This window comes from Pseudonocardia kujensis, assembly GCF_021283305.1.
GTDB lineage: Bacteria > Actinomycetota > Actinomycetes > Mycobacteriales > Pseudonocardiaceae > Pseudonocardia > Pseudonocardia kujensis.
On record NZ_JAJSOK010000001.1, the window covers coordinates 329,043 to 341,692 of the forward strand.

Below are 12,650 nucleotides of genomic sequence, written 5' to 3' on the forward strand. Positions count from 1 at the left end.
GGCAACTCCCTACTTGGTGGTGGCGGTCGCGCTGTCCCCGGAGAGCCGGTACGCGAGGTACACGGGCAGCACCGAGATCACGACGAGGCCGACCGCGGCGACGTTGACGATCGGCGACTGGTTCGGCCGGAAGAGGTTCTGCAGGATCCACAGCGGCAGCGTCTGCAGCCCGGGACCCGCGGTGAAGGTGGTCACGATGATCTCGTCGAAGGAGAGCGCGAAGGCCAGCAGCGCCCCGGCGACCAGCGCGCCCCGCAGCGCCGGGAACGTGACCAGCCGCCACGTCGTCCACGGGGTGGCGCCGAGGTCCGTCGAGGCCTCCTCCAGCGTGGCGTTGGTGCGGCGCAGCCGGGCCGAGGCGTTGTTGACCACGAGCACGATGCAGAAGGTCGCGTGCCCCACGACGAGGGTCACGAACGTCAGGCCGCCGAGGGCCTGCGTGAACAGCGTGTTGAGCGCGATCCCGGTGACGATGCCGGGCAGCGCGATCGGCAGCAGGACCAGCAGCGACACCACGTCGCGGCCGAAGAACTCGTAGCGCACCAGGGCGAGCGAGGCGAGCGTGCCCAGCACGACCGCGATCGCGGTGGCCAGCAGCGCCACCTCGACCGAGAGCAGGACGGCCGAGCGGACGCCCTCGTTGCCGGCGGCCGCCGACCACCAGTCCAGCGTGAAGCCCGAGGGCGGCCAGGCGAACGTGGCGCTCGCGTTGAACGAGTTGAGCAGCACCAGCGCCAGCGGCGCGTAGACGAAGGTCAGGACGGCGATCGCCAGGATGCGCAGCACCCAGCGGGCGGGGCCGGAGAGGACCATCGCGTCCCTCCTACAGGCGGTCGAGGGCGCCGGTGCGCCGGATGGTGAGCAGGTAGGCCGCCATGACGATCAGCGGCAGCACGGCGAGCGCGGCGGCGAGCGGCAGGTCGGTGGAGAAGTTGGCGTAGACGAGGTTGCCGAGCATCTGGTTCGTCCCGCCGACGAGCTGCACGGTGATGTAGTCGCCGAGGCTCAGCGAGAACGTGAACACCGAGCCGGCCGCGATGGCGGGCTTGAGCACCGGCAGCACCACGGTCCGGAACGTCGTCCAGGGCCGGGCGCCGAGGTCCGCGGCGGCCTCCAGGTAGGAGCCGCGCAGCGCGGAGATCCCGGTGTAGACCGGCATGACCATGTACGGCAGCCACAGGTAGGTCAGGGTGACCACGACGGCCGTCCAGCCGTAGCCCGGGCTCGCGCCGCCGAGCACGCCCTCCGGGGCCAGCAGGATCCGCCAGGCGTAGACCTTGACCAGGTAGGAGGCCCACAGCGGGGTGACGACGAGGGCCACCAGCAACGGCCGCCGCCGCGGGGCCGCGACGAGCGCCATGTAGGTCGCCAGCGGCAGCGCGAGGACCGCACACAGCACCGTGACGCCCACCGCCACGAGCACGGTGCGCAGCGCGGTGAACAGGTACGCCGGCGTGGTGAGCACGTCCAGCACGGTGTCGGCCGAGAGCGTCCAGGTGATCTGCCCGGTGAAGCTGTCGGTCTCGGCGAACGCCGTGAGCAGCAGCAGGACCAGCGGGACGAGGTAGAGCAGCACGAGCCAGAGCAGGGCCGGCGCGAGCAGGCCGGACAGCCGCAGCCTCGGGTGCCGGTGGAGGACGGCCTGGACGCGGCGGGTCCAGGAGGAAGGGGCGGGCAGGGTCGTCACGAGAAAGCACCTCCGTGGTGTGCGCGGTGGGTGGTGCCCGGTCGTCGCCGGGGTCGGCACCACCCACCGCGCACGCGCCCTCAGGCGCTGCGAAGCTCCGACCAGGAGCGGACCCACTGGTCGTAGGGCACGCACTTCACGTCCGTGCGGCCGTCGAGGCAGTCCTCGGTCGGCGTCGTCCAGTAGTAGACGTTGTCCCAGAAGTCGGTCTCCTGCGCGTGGTAGGTCGCGCAGTGGTTCCGGTCCTTGGTCAGCGCGCAGGACTTGGTGTTCGCCGGCGCCTCACCGAAGTACTCCGCGATCTGCGCGTTGACCTCGGGCGAGATCACGTGGTTGAGCCACTGGTAGGCGCAGTTGATGTTCGGGGTGTCCTTCTTAACCATCCACGTGTCCGACCACCCGGTCGCACCCTCGGTCGGCTTCACCGTGCCGACCGTGTTCGGGGCGTCGGTGTTGGCGAGGTTGGCGGTGAGCTGCCAGCCCTGGCCCTCGGACAGCGCTCCGGAGGACAGTCCCTGCCCCTGCTTGACGACGTCGGCCCAGTACTCGGACACCATCGGCTTCTGCTGCTTGAGCAGCGCGATCGCCGCGTCGAACTGCCTCTGGTCGAGCGCGTACGGGTTGGTGATCTTCAGGTCCGGTTGGGTCGCCATCAGGTAGACCGCGGCGTCGGCGATGTAGATGCCGTCGTCGTAGGGGCTGATCTTGCCGGCGGCCGGGCTACCGGGCTCCCACATGTCCTTCCAGGACGTGGGCGCGGTGGAGTGCGCGGCGGTGTTGTAGAGCAGCAGGTTGGCGCCGCGGCCGTGCGGGATGCCGTAGTTCTTGCCGCCCACCGTGTTCCACGGCTTGTCCTTGAGGTCCGGGATGATGTCGGCGTAGTTCGGCACCAGGCCCGTGTTCACCGGCTGCACCCGGTCGCCGTAGACGAGCCGCAGCGAGGCGTCGCCGGAGGCGGACACCACATCGTACTCGCCCGTGCCGAACAGCTGCACCGCCTCGGCGGAGGTGGCGAAGGTCTTGACGCTCACCTGGCAGCCGGTGGCCCGCTCGAACGGGGTCACCCAGTCCACGGCCGGGTCGGTGGACCCGTCCTCGGCGTAGCCCGGCCAGGCCAGCACCGAGAGCTTGCCCTCGCCCTGGCCGACCGGACCGGCGTAGGCCTCACCGGCCGGCGCCTGCTGCTGGGCGCCGCCGGCCGAGCCGCTCCCGCCGCCACCGCACGCGGCGAGCGCCAGGCCCAGCGCTCCGACGACCGCCGCGGAGCGCAGGCCCCTTCTCGCGGAGAGACATCGCATGGTGTTCGGGTCCCCTCATCTCGTGTGGAACAGGGTCTGCGCGGCCGGAGTCAGCCGAGCGGGATCTGGTGGTCCGGGTGCCAGGACAGGCGCACCCGGGCGCCGCGCTCCGGCGCCGTGTCGCGCTGCCCGCCGTTGAGCAGCAGCACGGACAGGGAGGCGCCGGCGTCGAGCGCCACGACGCAGCGCGTGGTGGGGCCGGTGTAGACGAGCTCCGAGACGGTGCCGTCGGCGCCGACGTGCCCGGCGGGCACGTCGGCGTCCGGCTCGGAGATCGCGATCTTCTCCGGGCGCACGCTCCAGCTGCCCTCGCGGCCGAGGACCGCCGGTGCGACCTCGGGCCCGACCAGGTTCGACGTGCCGACGAACCCGGCCACGAAGGGCGACGCAGGGTGCTCGTAGACCTCGTGCGCTGCGCCGGCCTGCTCGACCCGGCCGTCGTTGAAGACGACGATCCGGTCGGCGAGCGTGAGCGCCTCGTCCTGGTCGTGCGTGACCAGCACGAACGTGATCCCGGACTTCCGCTGGATGTCCTTGAGCTCCAGCTGCATCTGCTCGCGGAGCTTGAGGTCGAGGGCGCCCAGCGGCTCGTCGAGCAGCAGCACGGAGGGCCGGTCGACGAGCGCGCGGGCCAGGGCGACGCGCTGGCGCTGGCCGCCGGAGAGCTCGGTCGGGGCGCGGTCGGCCATGGGCCCGAGCCGCACGGTCTCCAGGGCTTCCATGGCCCGGTCGCGGCGCTCGGTGCGCCCGACCTTCGCGATGCGCAGCGGGTACTCGACGTTGCGCCGCACCGACATGTGCGGGAAGAGCGCGTAGTCCTGGAACACGGTGTGGACGTCGCGGTCGAAGGGGGCGACGCCGGTGACGTCCCGGCCGCGCAGCAGCACCCGGCCCGCGGTCGGTTGCTCGAACCCGGCGACGATCCGCAGCACCGTCGTCTTCCCGGAGCCGGACGGCCCGAGCAGGGTGACGAACTCGCCGTCGGAGATGTCGAGGTCGAGGTCGTGCACGGCCGTGACGGCGCCGGACCCCGAGCCGAACACCTTCCGGATCCCGCGCAGCGCGATGGCCGGCGCGGCGCCGGTGTCGGTGGTGCGGGGTTCGGCGGCTGTCGCCACGAGCATCGTCTCCTCCGGGATCGGTCGGGTGGGCGCGACTCCTGCGGCGGTCGGCCGCCCGCGTTGCGAACCTCGGGGCAACCGATGGGGCGAAAACATATGGACTCATATGTTTATGGTCAAGTCCCTGTGGCAGCATGGCGGCGAAATGACCACGAACGGGGACAACCGGTCGCTGCGTGCGCCGGGAGGTGGCGGGCGCGCCGCGGTGTTCGCGCCCCTCGAGGTGGGCCGGCGGGCCGACGCGGTGGTGCGCCGGCTCTCCGAGGGCATCCGGCTCGGGCTGCTGCGGGCCGACGAGCAGCTGCCCAGCGAGACCGACCTCGCGGGCTCGTTCGGGGTCTCGGCGGTGACCGTGCGGGAGGCGCTCACCACGCTGCGTGAGCAGGGCCTGGTCGAGACGCGGCGCGGGCGGCGCGGCGGCAGCTTCGTCCGTGACATCCGCACGTCCGGCGCGGACCTGCTGCACGAGCGGCTGCGCGAGGTGAGTCCCTCCGAGCTGCGCGACCTCGCCGACCACTACGTCGCGATCGCCGGCACGAGCGCGCTGCTCGCGGCCGATCGCGCCGGGCGCGACGACCTGGACCTGCTCACCGCGAGCGTCGACGAGCTGGCCCGGGCCGCCGACGCCGGGTCCCGCCGGCGCGCAGAAGCCCGCTTCCACGTGGAGCTCGCCGCCGCCGCCCAGTCGCCCCGGCTCACCCGCGCGGTGATCGACCTGCAGAGCGAGGTCGGGTCGCTGCTCTGGCTGGCGGCGACCACCCCGGCCGCCCACACCGACGTCGTCGCGCGGTACCGGCAGGTCCTCGACGCGGTCGTGGCCGGCGACGGTCAGCGCGCCCGCGCACAGGCGGTGGCGCAGGTCTACGCTGCGCTGGCCCGGGCCAGCGCGATCCAGCTGACCCTGCTCGGGGAGGAGGAGCCGTGAGCGCCGCGCCCGAACCCGCCGCCGTCCCCGACCCCGCCGACGCCCTGGCTGCGCGGGTGGAACAGCTGTGTGCCACCGCCTTCGGAGCGCTCGACGCGCTGCGCCGGGTCGCCGAGCAGCTCTTCCTGCCGTGGGCCGCGGGCACGCCCGTCCGGGCCGAGGAGGTCGCCGCCATCGCCGGCGCCGTCCGCCCGATCGTGGAACCGGAGGGGACGCCGCTGGTCGGTGCGGGCCTGGTGCTCGCCCCGGACGTGCTCGCCGACGCGGCGCACTGGATGGAGTGGTGGTACCGGTCCGGGGCGGGGCCGCGGAAGCTGCTCCCGGTGCTCGACCCCGAGGCGGAGAACTTCTTCGACTACACGAGCTTCCCGTGGTTCGCGGTGCCGCGCGACACCGGCGCCCGGCACGTCACGGGCCCGTACGTCGACTGGCTGTGCACCGAGGAGTACACGCTCACCTTCACCGTGCCGCTCTACGCGACGCACCACGAACGGGGGCGGACCTACCTCGGGGTGGTGGGGGCCGACGTGGTCACCAGCTGGCTGGAGCGGCGGCTGCTGCCGCTGCTGCACCGGATGACCGGGCCCACGGCGCTGGTCAACGCCGAGGGCCGGGTCCTGGTGGCCAACCGGCCGGACCTGGTGACGGGCGCGGTGACGCGGCAGGCCGACGTCCCGGCGCTCTGGCGGCGCTCCGACCCGGCCCTGCGCCGTCTCGAGGACACCCCGCTCGCGATCCTCGCGCTCGCCTGACCAACCCGACGCATTATGGCTCCATGACGCTCGTTTCCGCGCGTCCTGAGCGCATTATGGTTCCATAACGCGTTCTCTCGCCGCTCTCGGGCGCATTATGGTTCCATAACGCGATTCTGGGGCCGGGGAATGGTGCGTTATGGAACCATAATGGGTTGGGTGGGTCAGTCGAAGGGGCCGTTGAGGAGGCCGTTCGCGGGGCCGTCGAGGTAGTTGAAGCCGGGGTCGGGGAACTCGGTTTCGAGGCCGTCGGCGCCGGTGGGGCCGTTGCCGTCGGCGGCGTCGAGGAAGGAGGTGGCGGCGGTCTGGGCGGTGGCCTGGGTGGCGCTGGCGCCCTGGGCGAGGTCGGCGGTGGGGGCTTCGGCCGCGAATGCGGTGCCGGTGCCGACCGGCAGCAGCGCGCCGCCGAGGGCGAGGGTGCAGAGGGTGCGTTTTTTCATTCCGGTCCTCACATGTTGTCCGCGCCGGCCTTGATGGCTTCGCGGATGCGTTGGTAGGTGCCGCAGCGGCAGATGTTGCGGATTTCTTCGATGGCGGCGTCGTCGAGGTCGCGGCCTTCGCGTTGGCATTGGCGGACCTTGGCGACGGCGGCCATGATCTGGCCGGGTTGGCAGTAGCCGCATTGGGGGACGTCGCGGTCGAGCCAGGCTTGTTGCATGGGGTGGAGGTCGTCGCCGTCGGCGAGGCCTTCGATGGTGGTGATCTCGTCGGACTCGTGGATGGCGCCCACGGGGACGGAGCAGGGGTTGAAGGCCTTGCCGTTGATGTGGCAGGTGCAGGCCTTGCAGACGTTGATGCCGCAGCCGTACTTGGGGCCGGTGATGCCGAGCATGTCGCGGATGACCCAGAGCAGGCGGACGTCGTCCTCGACGTCCACCGTGACCCGCTCGCCGTTGAGCGTGAAGGTGTGCGTGGGCATGGAGGTCTCCTCAGTAGGTGTGGCGGAGGCCGTCGGTCGGCGACTCGGGGATCGGGGGCACGAGTGGTTTGGGCTCGAAGGGGAACGGGTCCTTGTGGTTGATCGGGAAGTACTCCGGCACCTTCCCCACGGCGCGGGCATAGGCCGTCGCGATCGCGCCGCACGTGGCCGCCAGGCCGAACTCGCCGGCTCCGCCGGGCTCGTCGGCGTCCGAGTCCACGATGATGATGTTCATCTCGGGTGGGGTGTTCCACTGCCGGGTGTAGAAGTAGTTGTCCCAGCTGGCCTCGACGAAGTGCCCGTCGGTCAGGTGCAGGCTGGAGGTCAGGATCAGCGCGAGCGCGTCGTTGATCCCGCCCATCATCTGCGCCTCGAGCCCGCGCGGGTTGATGACCAGGCCGATGTCGACGGCGAAGGTCACCTTCGTGACCCGGGGGCCGGTCACGGCCTCGCGGATCTTCCGGTTGACGGTGTCGGGCCGGCAGTCGATCTCGACCAGGGCGGCGGAGACGCCCTTGTACTCGGTGTGGAAGCCGAGGCCCTGGGCGGTGCCCTTCTTCATCGACCGGCCCCAGCGGCCCTCCTTGGCCACGGCGTCGAGCACCCCGCGCATCCGGTCGTGCTTGAGGAACGCCCGCCGGAACTCGTAGGGGTCCTTGCCCATCTTCGCCGCGATCTGGTCGACCATCAGCTCGCGGGCCGTGGCGACGTTGGGCGAGTAGATGTTGCGCATCGAGGTCGTGTTGAAGCGCATGTCGACCTCGTTGAGGAACCGGGTCGACACCCCGAAGTCGTAGGGCGTGACCTGCGTCAGCTCGAAGATGCTCTCCGAGAGCGTCAGGTTTCCCAGCGGGGCCTTGACCGCCCCCGTGGAGATCGCGTCGCCGAACCCCGGGTTGACCTGCGTGGCGACGCTGGTGTGCCGCTGCTCGTACGACAGCACGGTGTCGCCGCTGATCTGCGCCCGGATCCGGCTGGTCGCCATCGGGTGCACGCGGCCCTGACGGGAGTCGTCGGCGCGGGTCCACATCAGCTTCACCGGCTTGCCGATGACCTTCGAGCACTCCGCCGCCTCGACCGCGGCGTCGTAGAACAGCTTGCGGCCGAACGACCCGCCGCCCTCGGTCACGTGCACGGTCACCGCGCTCTGCGGCAGCCCGACGGCCTTCGCGATGTCCCCCGACGCCGCGATCGGGTTCTTCATCGCGCCCCAGACCTCGGCACGGTCCGCGCGGACGTCGGCGATCGCGGAGTTGGTCTCCAGCGAGCTGCTGGAGGCGAAGTAGAAGGTGAACGCGCAGTCGATCGTCTCGCCGACGCCGGCCGGGACGGCCATGGGCAGCTCGGCCGCGCGGACCTTCGCGAGGACGGACTCGTCGTCCTCGCCGTGGACGGTGCCGTCGTTCCACTGCACGCGCAGGGCGCGGACGCCGTCGATGGCCTGCCCGAACGTCTTCGCCCGCACCGCGACGCCCGTCGACACGACCTCGACGTCCGTGATCCCCGGCATGCCGCGGACCTCGTCGATGTTCTCGACGTCGTCCGGCGTGCCGTTGAGGTCCGGCGCCCGGCAGATGACCGTCGGCAGCGCGTCGGGGATCTGCAGGTCGGTGGCGAAGCACTTCCTGCCGGTGACGATGTCCCGCGCGTCGGTCTTGTTCTGGGGCTTCCCGATGATCGCGAAGTCCTCGCGGGGCTTCAGCGCGACCTCGACCTGCTGGTCCACGGCGCTCGCGGCCTTCTCGGCCAGCGCGGAGAAGGGCACCGAGCCGCCGGTCGCGCCGGTGATCAGCCCACCGCGGCTGGTCAACGTGCGGACGTCCTGCTGCAGGAGCTGCGACGCGGCGTCGAGCAGCCGCATCTGGGCCAGCGCCGCGGCCACCCGGATCGGGGTGTAGGTGGTGAAGGTGGTGCTCGACCCGCCGGTCAGCTGGTTGAACATCAGCTCGGGGCGGGCGTCGGCGAGTGTGACCTTCACCTGGTCGACCTCGAGACCCATCTCCTCCGCGATGATCATCTGGGTCGAGGTGATGATGCCCTGCCCGTTGTCCGAGCGGGGCAGCGCGAACGACACGGTGCCGTCCTTGTTCACCTCGATGCGGATCAGGTTCGCGGTGGGGCGGCCCGCGTCGCGCAGGGCGTCCAGCAGGTCGTAGACCTCGGGGGTCTGCGGGCCCGACGGCGTCGCCGCGGCCCACGCGGTCGAGGGCGCGTCGAAGATCTGCTGGCGGGTGAACTCGGCGGCGACCACGAGCGTGGGCGCCGCGATCAGGTAGCCGAGGAACTTGCGGCGCCCGACCGGCGCACGCAGGCCGGTGCCGGGTTCCTTCGGTTCCTTCGTGCGTGGGGGAGCGAAGCGATGGTTGGCCATCCGGGGTCCTCTTAGTCGGGGACGGAGCAGGACGACGTGGGGAGCGTTCGTCCGGTACTTGCGCCGCCAACGACCACCGGATACGACAGTTACGTCGCGAAGCGTCGGACATCTGTGGGTAGTCGACCAGATCCTGCTGGTCCCGACGCAGGTCAGCGCCGTGCAGGTCAGGGCGCCCTTATCCGAGGGAGCGGCGCTGTCGCGCGTGATGATCCGAATCTGCGGAACGGGGTTCCTCAGGTGTTTTCACCCGGCCGGGTGGGGCGTGTCGCGCTCGCGCCGTCAGCGTGAGAGGCGGGCGGCCTCGCGCTGTGCGCCCTCGGTGAGCACGCCGCCGCGGGAGCCCGCGAGCTTGGCCCTCAGGTGCTCGCCGACCGTCACCGGTTCGTACAGGGCCGGGTGCCCGGCGTCGACGCAGGTCGGCAGCGGCGCGATCACGGCGTCGACGTCGCCGTCGTGGAAGAAGGCGGCGGACCGGCGCGGGACCAGCACGCCGTCGACGCGCGGGGCGGCGACCCGGTGCATCGTCGAGATCCAGCGGTCGTTCGTCCAGCGCGCCAGGGCGTCGCCCAGGTTCACCAGCAGCGCGCCCGGCACGGGCTGCACGGCGTGCCAACGGCCCTCGCCGTCGAGGATCTCCAGGCCGGGCACCGCGTCGGCCCACAGCACGGTGACGATGCCGTAGTCGGTGTGCGCACCCATGCCGACCTGCTCCGGCTCGAGCTCGGCAGCGGCCGACGGCAGCCGGTAGTTGATCATCCGCAGCACGTCGACGGAGTGGCCGGTGAACCGGCACAGGTACTCGTCGCCGAGTCCGAGGGCACGGCCGAAGACGCGGGTCATCGTCCGGGCGACCCCGCCGGCGGCGGCGAACCAGGCCTCGACCGCCGGGCGGAAGCCCGGAGTGTCCGGCCAGACGTTCGTCCCGTAGTCCGCCTCGGACAGCCCCAGCCCGGGGAAGTCGCTCGCCTGGGAGCCGACGTTGAACGCCTCGAAGAGATCGGCGGCGGAGGCGAGGCCCAGGCTGTTGGCGAGCGACTCGGACTTCGGCGGGGTGTAGCCGCGGTTCACGCCGGGCGGGCAGCGGTAGGCCGACTTGGCCGCGGGGTCCTCGGCGAAGAAGGCGTCCATGGCCGCGGTGAAGGCGTCGAGTGTCGAGGGCGGGATCCCGTGCCCGACGACCTGCATGAACCCGACCGTGCGGGCGGCGTGGTCGACGGCGCGGGCCACCTCGTCCCGTTCGGCCTCGGCCTCCGGGCCCCCGGTGCGGAACGGGGTGATGTCGAGGGTCGGGACCTCGAGGACGCCGTCGCGGGTCTCGGCGACTGCCATGGCTGCTCCCGGTGCGAAGTGATCGTTCTCGACCATCGTTCGGCCGGGGCGCTGCTGCCTACCGCCTCGGCCCGGAACTGCTGCCGGTGCACGGCGACGTCCCGGCCCACGGTACCGAGGGTCCCACCCTTCGCCCACCCCGCGCCTGCCCCGACCGGCGGGCGTGCCGACTCCGACCGGCCGGGCCGCCACAGCGCGAGTCGGCGGATCCTGGGCGTCGAGGTGCACATCCCGGGAGGGCTCGGCCGCCCCTACCGAGATGCCGTCGGCCGAGCGCCGAGCAGTTGTCGTCTCGGCCGTCGTCGCCGTCGGAAGCCTTGTACGCACGGAAGACGACGATCCGATCTCGCCGGCCTGCTGCTCGCCGAGGTGCTGGTCGCGGTCCCCGCCTGCGTGGCGAAGCCCGACTCGCGGGAGCCCAGAGCGCGACTCGCGCTGCCAGGACTCCCGACTCGCGCGGCCAGAACTCGCTACTCGCGGGGATGTGCACTTCGGTGACCCGAGAGTGCCGACTCGCGGGGAGGGGTCAGGCGGGTTCGAGGACCTCGAAGCCGGTGTAGGGGACGAGGGCGGGCGGGATGCGGACGCTGCCGTCGGGCTGCTGCCCCTGCTCCAGGACGGCGACCAGGGTGCGGCCGACCGGGAGGCCCGAGCCGTTGAGCGTGGCGGCGAAACCGCGGGCGCCGTCCTTCGCCTTGGTCCGGATGCCGGCCCGACGAGCCTGGAAGGTGCCGAAGTCCGAGACAGAGCTGATCTCGCGGTAGCGGCCCTGGCTGGGCAGCCACACCTCGATGTCGTAGGTGTACTCGGCGGAGAAGCCGATGTCGCCGGCCGCGAGCCGGACGACCCGGTAGGCCAGCCCCAGCGCCTGGACGACGGCCTCGGCGTGGCCGAGCAGGACCTCCAGCTCCTCGCGCGAACGGGCCGGGTCGACGAACCGGACCAGCTCGACCTTCGAGAACTCGTGCACCCGGATCAGCCCCCGGGTGTCCTTGCCGTACGACCCGGCCTCCGAGCGGAAGCACGGCGTCTGTGCGGTGTAGGCCAGCGGGAGCTCCTCGGCGGCGAGGGTCTCGCGGGCGTGCAGGTTGGTCAGCGGCACCTCGGCCGTCGGGATGAGGAACAGTTCCCGGTCGGCCACCTCGGTGCGGAACAGGTCCTGCTCGAACTTCGGCAGCTGGCCCGTGCCGGTCATCGTCGGCCGCGTGACGAGCGCCGGCACCGACCACTCGGTGTACCCGTGGCGCTCCGTGTGCAGGTCGAGGAAGAACCGGGCGAGCGCGCGCTCCAGCGCCGCGCCGCGGCCCTTGAGCACGGCGAACCGCGGGCCCGACAGCTTGGTCGCGCGGGGCAGGTCCAGGATCCCGAGCTTCTCGCCCAGGTCGACGTGGTCGAGCGGGTTCTCGACGGCCGGGATCTCGCCCCAGGTCCGCACCTCCACGGCGTCCTCGTCGCTGGCGCCGTCGGGCAGCTCGTCGGCGGGGAGGTTCGGGATCTCGAGGAGGTACTCGGTGAGCTGGGCCTCGAGCTCCCGGTGCTCCTCCTCGGCGAGGGTGATGGAGGCCTTCATCTCCCGCGCCTTCTCGACGAGGGCGGGCCGCTCCTCCGGAGAAGCGCCCTTGACCGCCTTCTGCAGCCGGTTCGCCTCGGCCCGGGACTCGTCGCCCTTCTGGATGGCCGCGTTGCGACCGCCCAGGAGCTTCTCGAGGCGCTCCAGGTCGAGGGAGTAGCCGCGGCGCGCGAGCTTGCGCACCGCGTCGGTGGCGGGATCGAGCAGGACGCGGGGGTCGTGCATCGTCCGAGCGTATCGCCCGACCGCAGGGCGTTTCCCCGCTCCTCCCCAAGAGGAGCTGGCGCCGGAGGCCCGGTCGTCGGCAGGATGTGTCGCGATCACGTGACCGGGCGCATAACGCTGCGCCGCCCGCCCCTGAAGAGGAGGACGCAGGTGACCACCTCCACCCCCGCGCTGCCGTCGTACGCCTCCGGAGTTTCCGACGTTCCGTTGTTGGGGGACACGATCGGTGACAATTTCGACCGGACGGTTGCGGCCGATCCGGAGCGGGAGGCGCTGGTCGAGGTGCCGACGGGGCGGCGGTGGAGCTATGCCCGGCTCCGCGGGGATGTCGATGCCTTGGCGTTGGGTTTGTTGGCCGACGGGGTGGTGAAGGGGGATCGGGTCGGGATCTGGGCGCCGAACATGGCGGAGTGGACGGTGTTGCAGTACGCGACGGCGAAGATCGGGGCG

General features: G+C 71.8%; 12 protein-coding genes. 3 read left to right on the forward strand and 9 right to left on the reverse strand.

Features of this window, described 5'->3' with window-relative positions; genetic code table 11:
* Nucleotides 1-9 precede the first annotated feature (9 nt).
* The 4 genes from LWC35_RS01580 to LWC35_RS01595 form a co-directional block, all read right to left on the reverse strand.
* Nucleotides 10-813 carry an ABC transporter permease gene (locus LWC35_RS01580; RefSeq protein WP_232868028.1) on the reverse strand — a complete coding sequence of 268 codons (804 nt, stop codon included), beginning with the start codon at nucleotides 811-813 and terminating at the stop codon, nucleotides 10-12.
* Nucleotides 814-823: 10 nt separating this feature from the next.
* Nucleotides 824-1,687 carry an ABC transporter permease gene (locus tag LWC35_RS01585; RefSeq protein ID WP_232868029.1) on the reverse strand — a complete coding sequence of 288 codons (864 nt, stop codon included), beginning with the start codon at nucleotides 1,685-1,687 and terminating at the stop codon, nucleotides 824-826.
* An 80-nt stretch (nucleotides 1,688-1,767) separates the two neighbouring features.
* A complete protein-coding gene (locus LWC35_RS01590) occupies nucleotides 1,768-2,985 on the reverse strand; it encodes an extracellular solute-binding protein (protein ID WP_232868030.1) in 1,218 nt (405 codons plus the stop codon).
* 50 nt (nucleotides 2,986-3,035) lie between these two features.
* Nucleotides 3,036-4,109, reverse strand: a complete 1,074-nt coding sequence (locus LWC35_RS01595; RefSeq protein ID WP_232868031.1) for an ABC transporter ATP-binding protein — start codon at nucleotides 4,107-4,109, stop codon at nucleotides 3,036-3,038.
* Between the two features lie 142 nt (nucleotides 4,110-4,251).
* Between LWC35_RS01595 and LWC35_RS01600 the strand changes: the two genes are divergently transcribed.
* Both LWC35_RS01600 and LWC35_RS01605 read left to right on the forward strand, forming a co-directional pair.
* Nucleotides 4,252-5,031, forward strand: a complete 780-nt coding sequence (locus tag LWC35_RS01600; protein ID WP_232868032.1) for a FadR/GntR family transcriptional regulator — start codon at nucleotides 4,252-4,254, stop codon at nucleotides 5,029-5,031.
* Entirely contained in the window at nucleotides 5,028-5,783 is a 756-nt protein-coding gene (locus LWC35_RS01605) for a cache domain-containing protein (RefSeq protein WP_232868033.1), read from the forward strand. Before LWC35_RS01600 ends, LWC35_RS01605 begins: the two co-directional genes overlap by 4 nt.
* Nucleotides 5,784-5,947: 164 nt before the next feature.
* Here LWC35_RS01605 and LWC35_RS01610 read toward each other — a convergent pair whose 3' ends face one another.
* The 5 genes from LWC35_RS01610 to serS form a co-directional block, all read right to left on the reverse strand.
* Nucleotides 5,948-6,223 carry a hypothetical protein gene (locus LWC35_RS01610; protein ID WP_232868034.1) on the reverse strand — a complete coding sequence of 92 codons (276 nt, stop codon included), beginning with the start codon at nucleotides 6,221-6,223 and terminating at the stop codon, nucleotides 5,948-5,950.
* Between the two features lie 8 nt (nucleotides 6,224-6,231).
* Complete coding sequence (locus LWC35_RS01615) at nucleotides 6,232-6,702, reverse strand: (2Fe-2S)-binding protein (protein ID WP_232868035.1); 471 nt, start codon at nucleotides 6,700-6,702, stop codon at nucleotides 6,232-6,234.
* Between the two features lie 10 nt (nucleotides 6,703-6,712).
* Nucleotides 6,713-9,073: a molybdopterin cofactor-binding domain-containing protein gene (locus LWC35_RS01620; protein WP_232868036.1), complete on the reverse strand. Its 2,361-nt coding sequence runs from the start codon at nucleotides 9,071-9,073 to the stop codon at nucleotides 6,713-6,715.
* A 282-nt stretch (nucleotides 9,074-9,355) separates the two neighbouring features.
* Nucleotides 9,356-10,405 (reverse strand): isopenicillin N synthase family dioxygenase, encoded by a 1,050-nt coding sequence (locus LWC35_RS01625; RefSeq protein ID WP_232868037.1) that lies wholly within the window; start codon nucleotides 10,403-10,405, stop codon nucleotides 9,356-9,358.
* Between the two features lie 526 nt (nucleotides 10,406-10,931).
* Nucleotides 10,932-12,200, reverse strand: coding sequence for a serine--tRNA ligase (gene serS, locus LWC35_RS01630; protein WP_232868038.1), 1,269 nt, complete (start codon nucleotides 12,198-12,200; stop codon nucleotides 10,932-10,934).
* Nucleotides 12,201-12,350: 150 nt separating this feature from the next.
* On the opposite strand from serS, the gene LWC35_RS01635 reads away from it, so the two are divergent.
* On the forward strand, nucleotides 12,351-12,650 hold a 300-nt coding region (locus LWC35_RS01635; RefSeq protein WP_232868039.1), incomplete at its 3' end, for an AMP-binding protein.

Coding starts and splice junctions, on each gene's coding strand:
- LWC35_RS01615 (WP_232868035.1), bottom strand. CDS start 6,702: ATGCCCACGCACACCTTCACGCTCAACGGCGAGCGGGTCACGGTGGAC.
- LWC35_RS01625 (WP_232868037.1), bottom strand. CDS start 10,405: ATGGCAGTCGCCGAGACCCGCGACGGCGTCCTCGAGGTCCCGACCCTC.
- LWC35_RS01580 (WP_232868028.1), bottom strand. CDS start 813: ATGGTCCTCTCCGGCCCCGCCCGCTGGGTGCTGCGCATCCTGGCGATC.
- LWC35_RS01620 (WP_232868036.1), bottom strand. CDS start 9,073: ATGGCCAACCATCGCTTCGCTCCCCCACGCACGAAGGAACCGAAGGAA.
- LWC35_RS01600 (WP_232868032.1), top strand. CDS start 4,252: ATGACCACGAACGGGGACAACCGGTCGCTGCGTGCGCCGGGAGGTGGC.
- LWC35_RS01610 (WP_232868034.1), bottom strand. CDS start 6,223: ATGAAAAAACGCACCCTCTGCACCCTCGCCCTCGGCGGCGCGCTGCTG.
- LWC35_RS01595 (WP_232868031.1), bottom strand. CDS start 4,109: ATGCTCGTGGCGACAGCCGCCGAACCCCGCACCACCGACACCGGCGCC.
- LWC35_RS01590 (WP_232868030.1), bottom strand. CDS start 2,985: ATGCGATGTCTCTCCGCGAGAAGGGGCCTGCGCTCCGCGGCGGTCGTC.
- serS (WP_232868038.1), bottom strand. CDS start 12,200: ATGCACGACCCCCGCGTCCTGCTCGATCCCGCCACCGACGCGGTGCGC.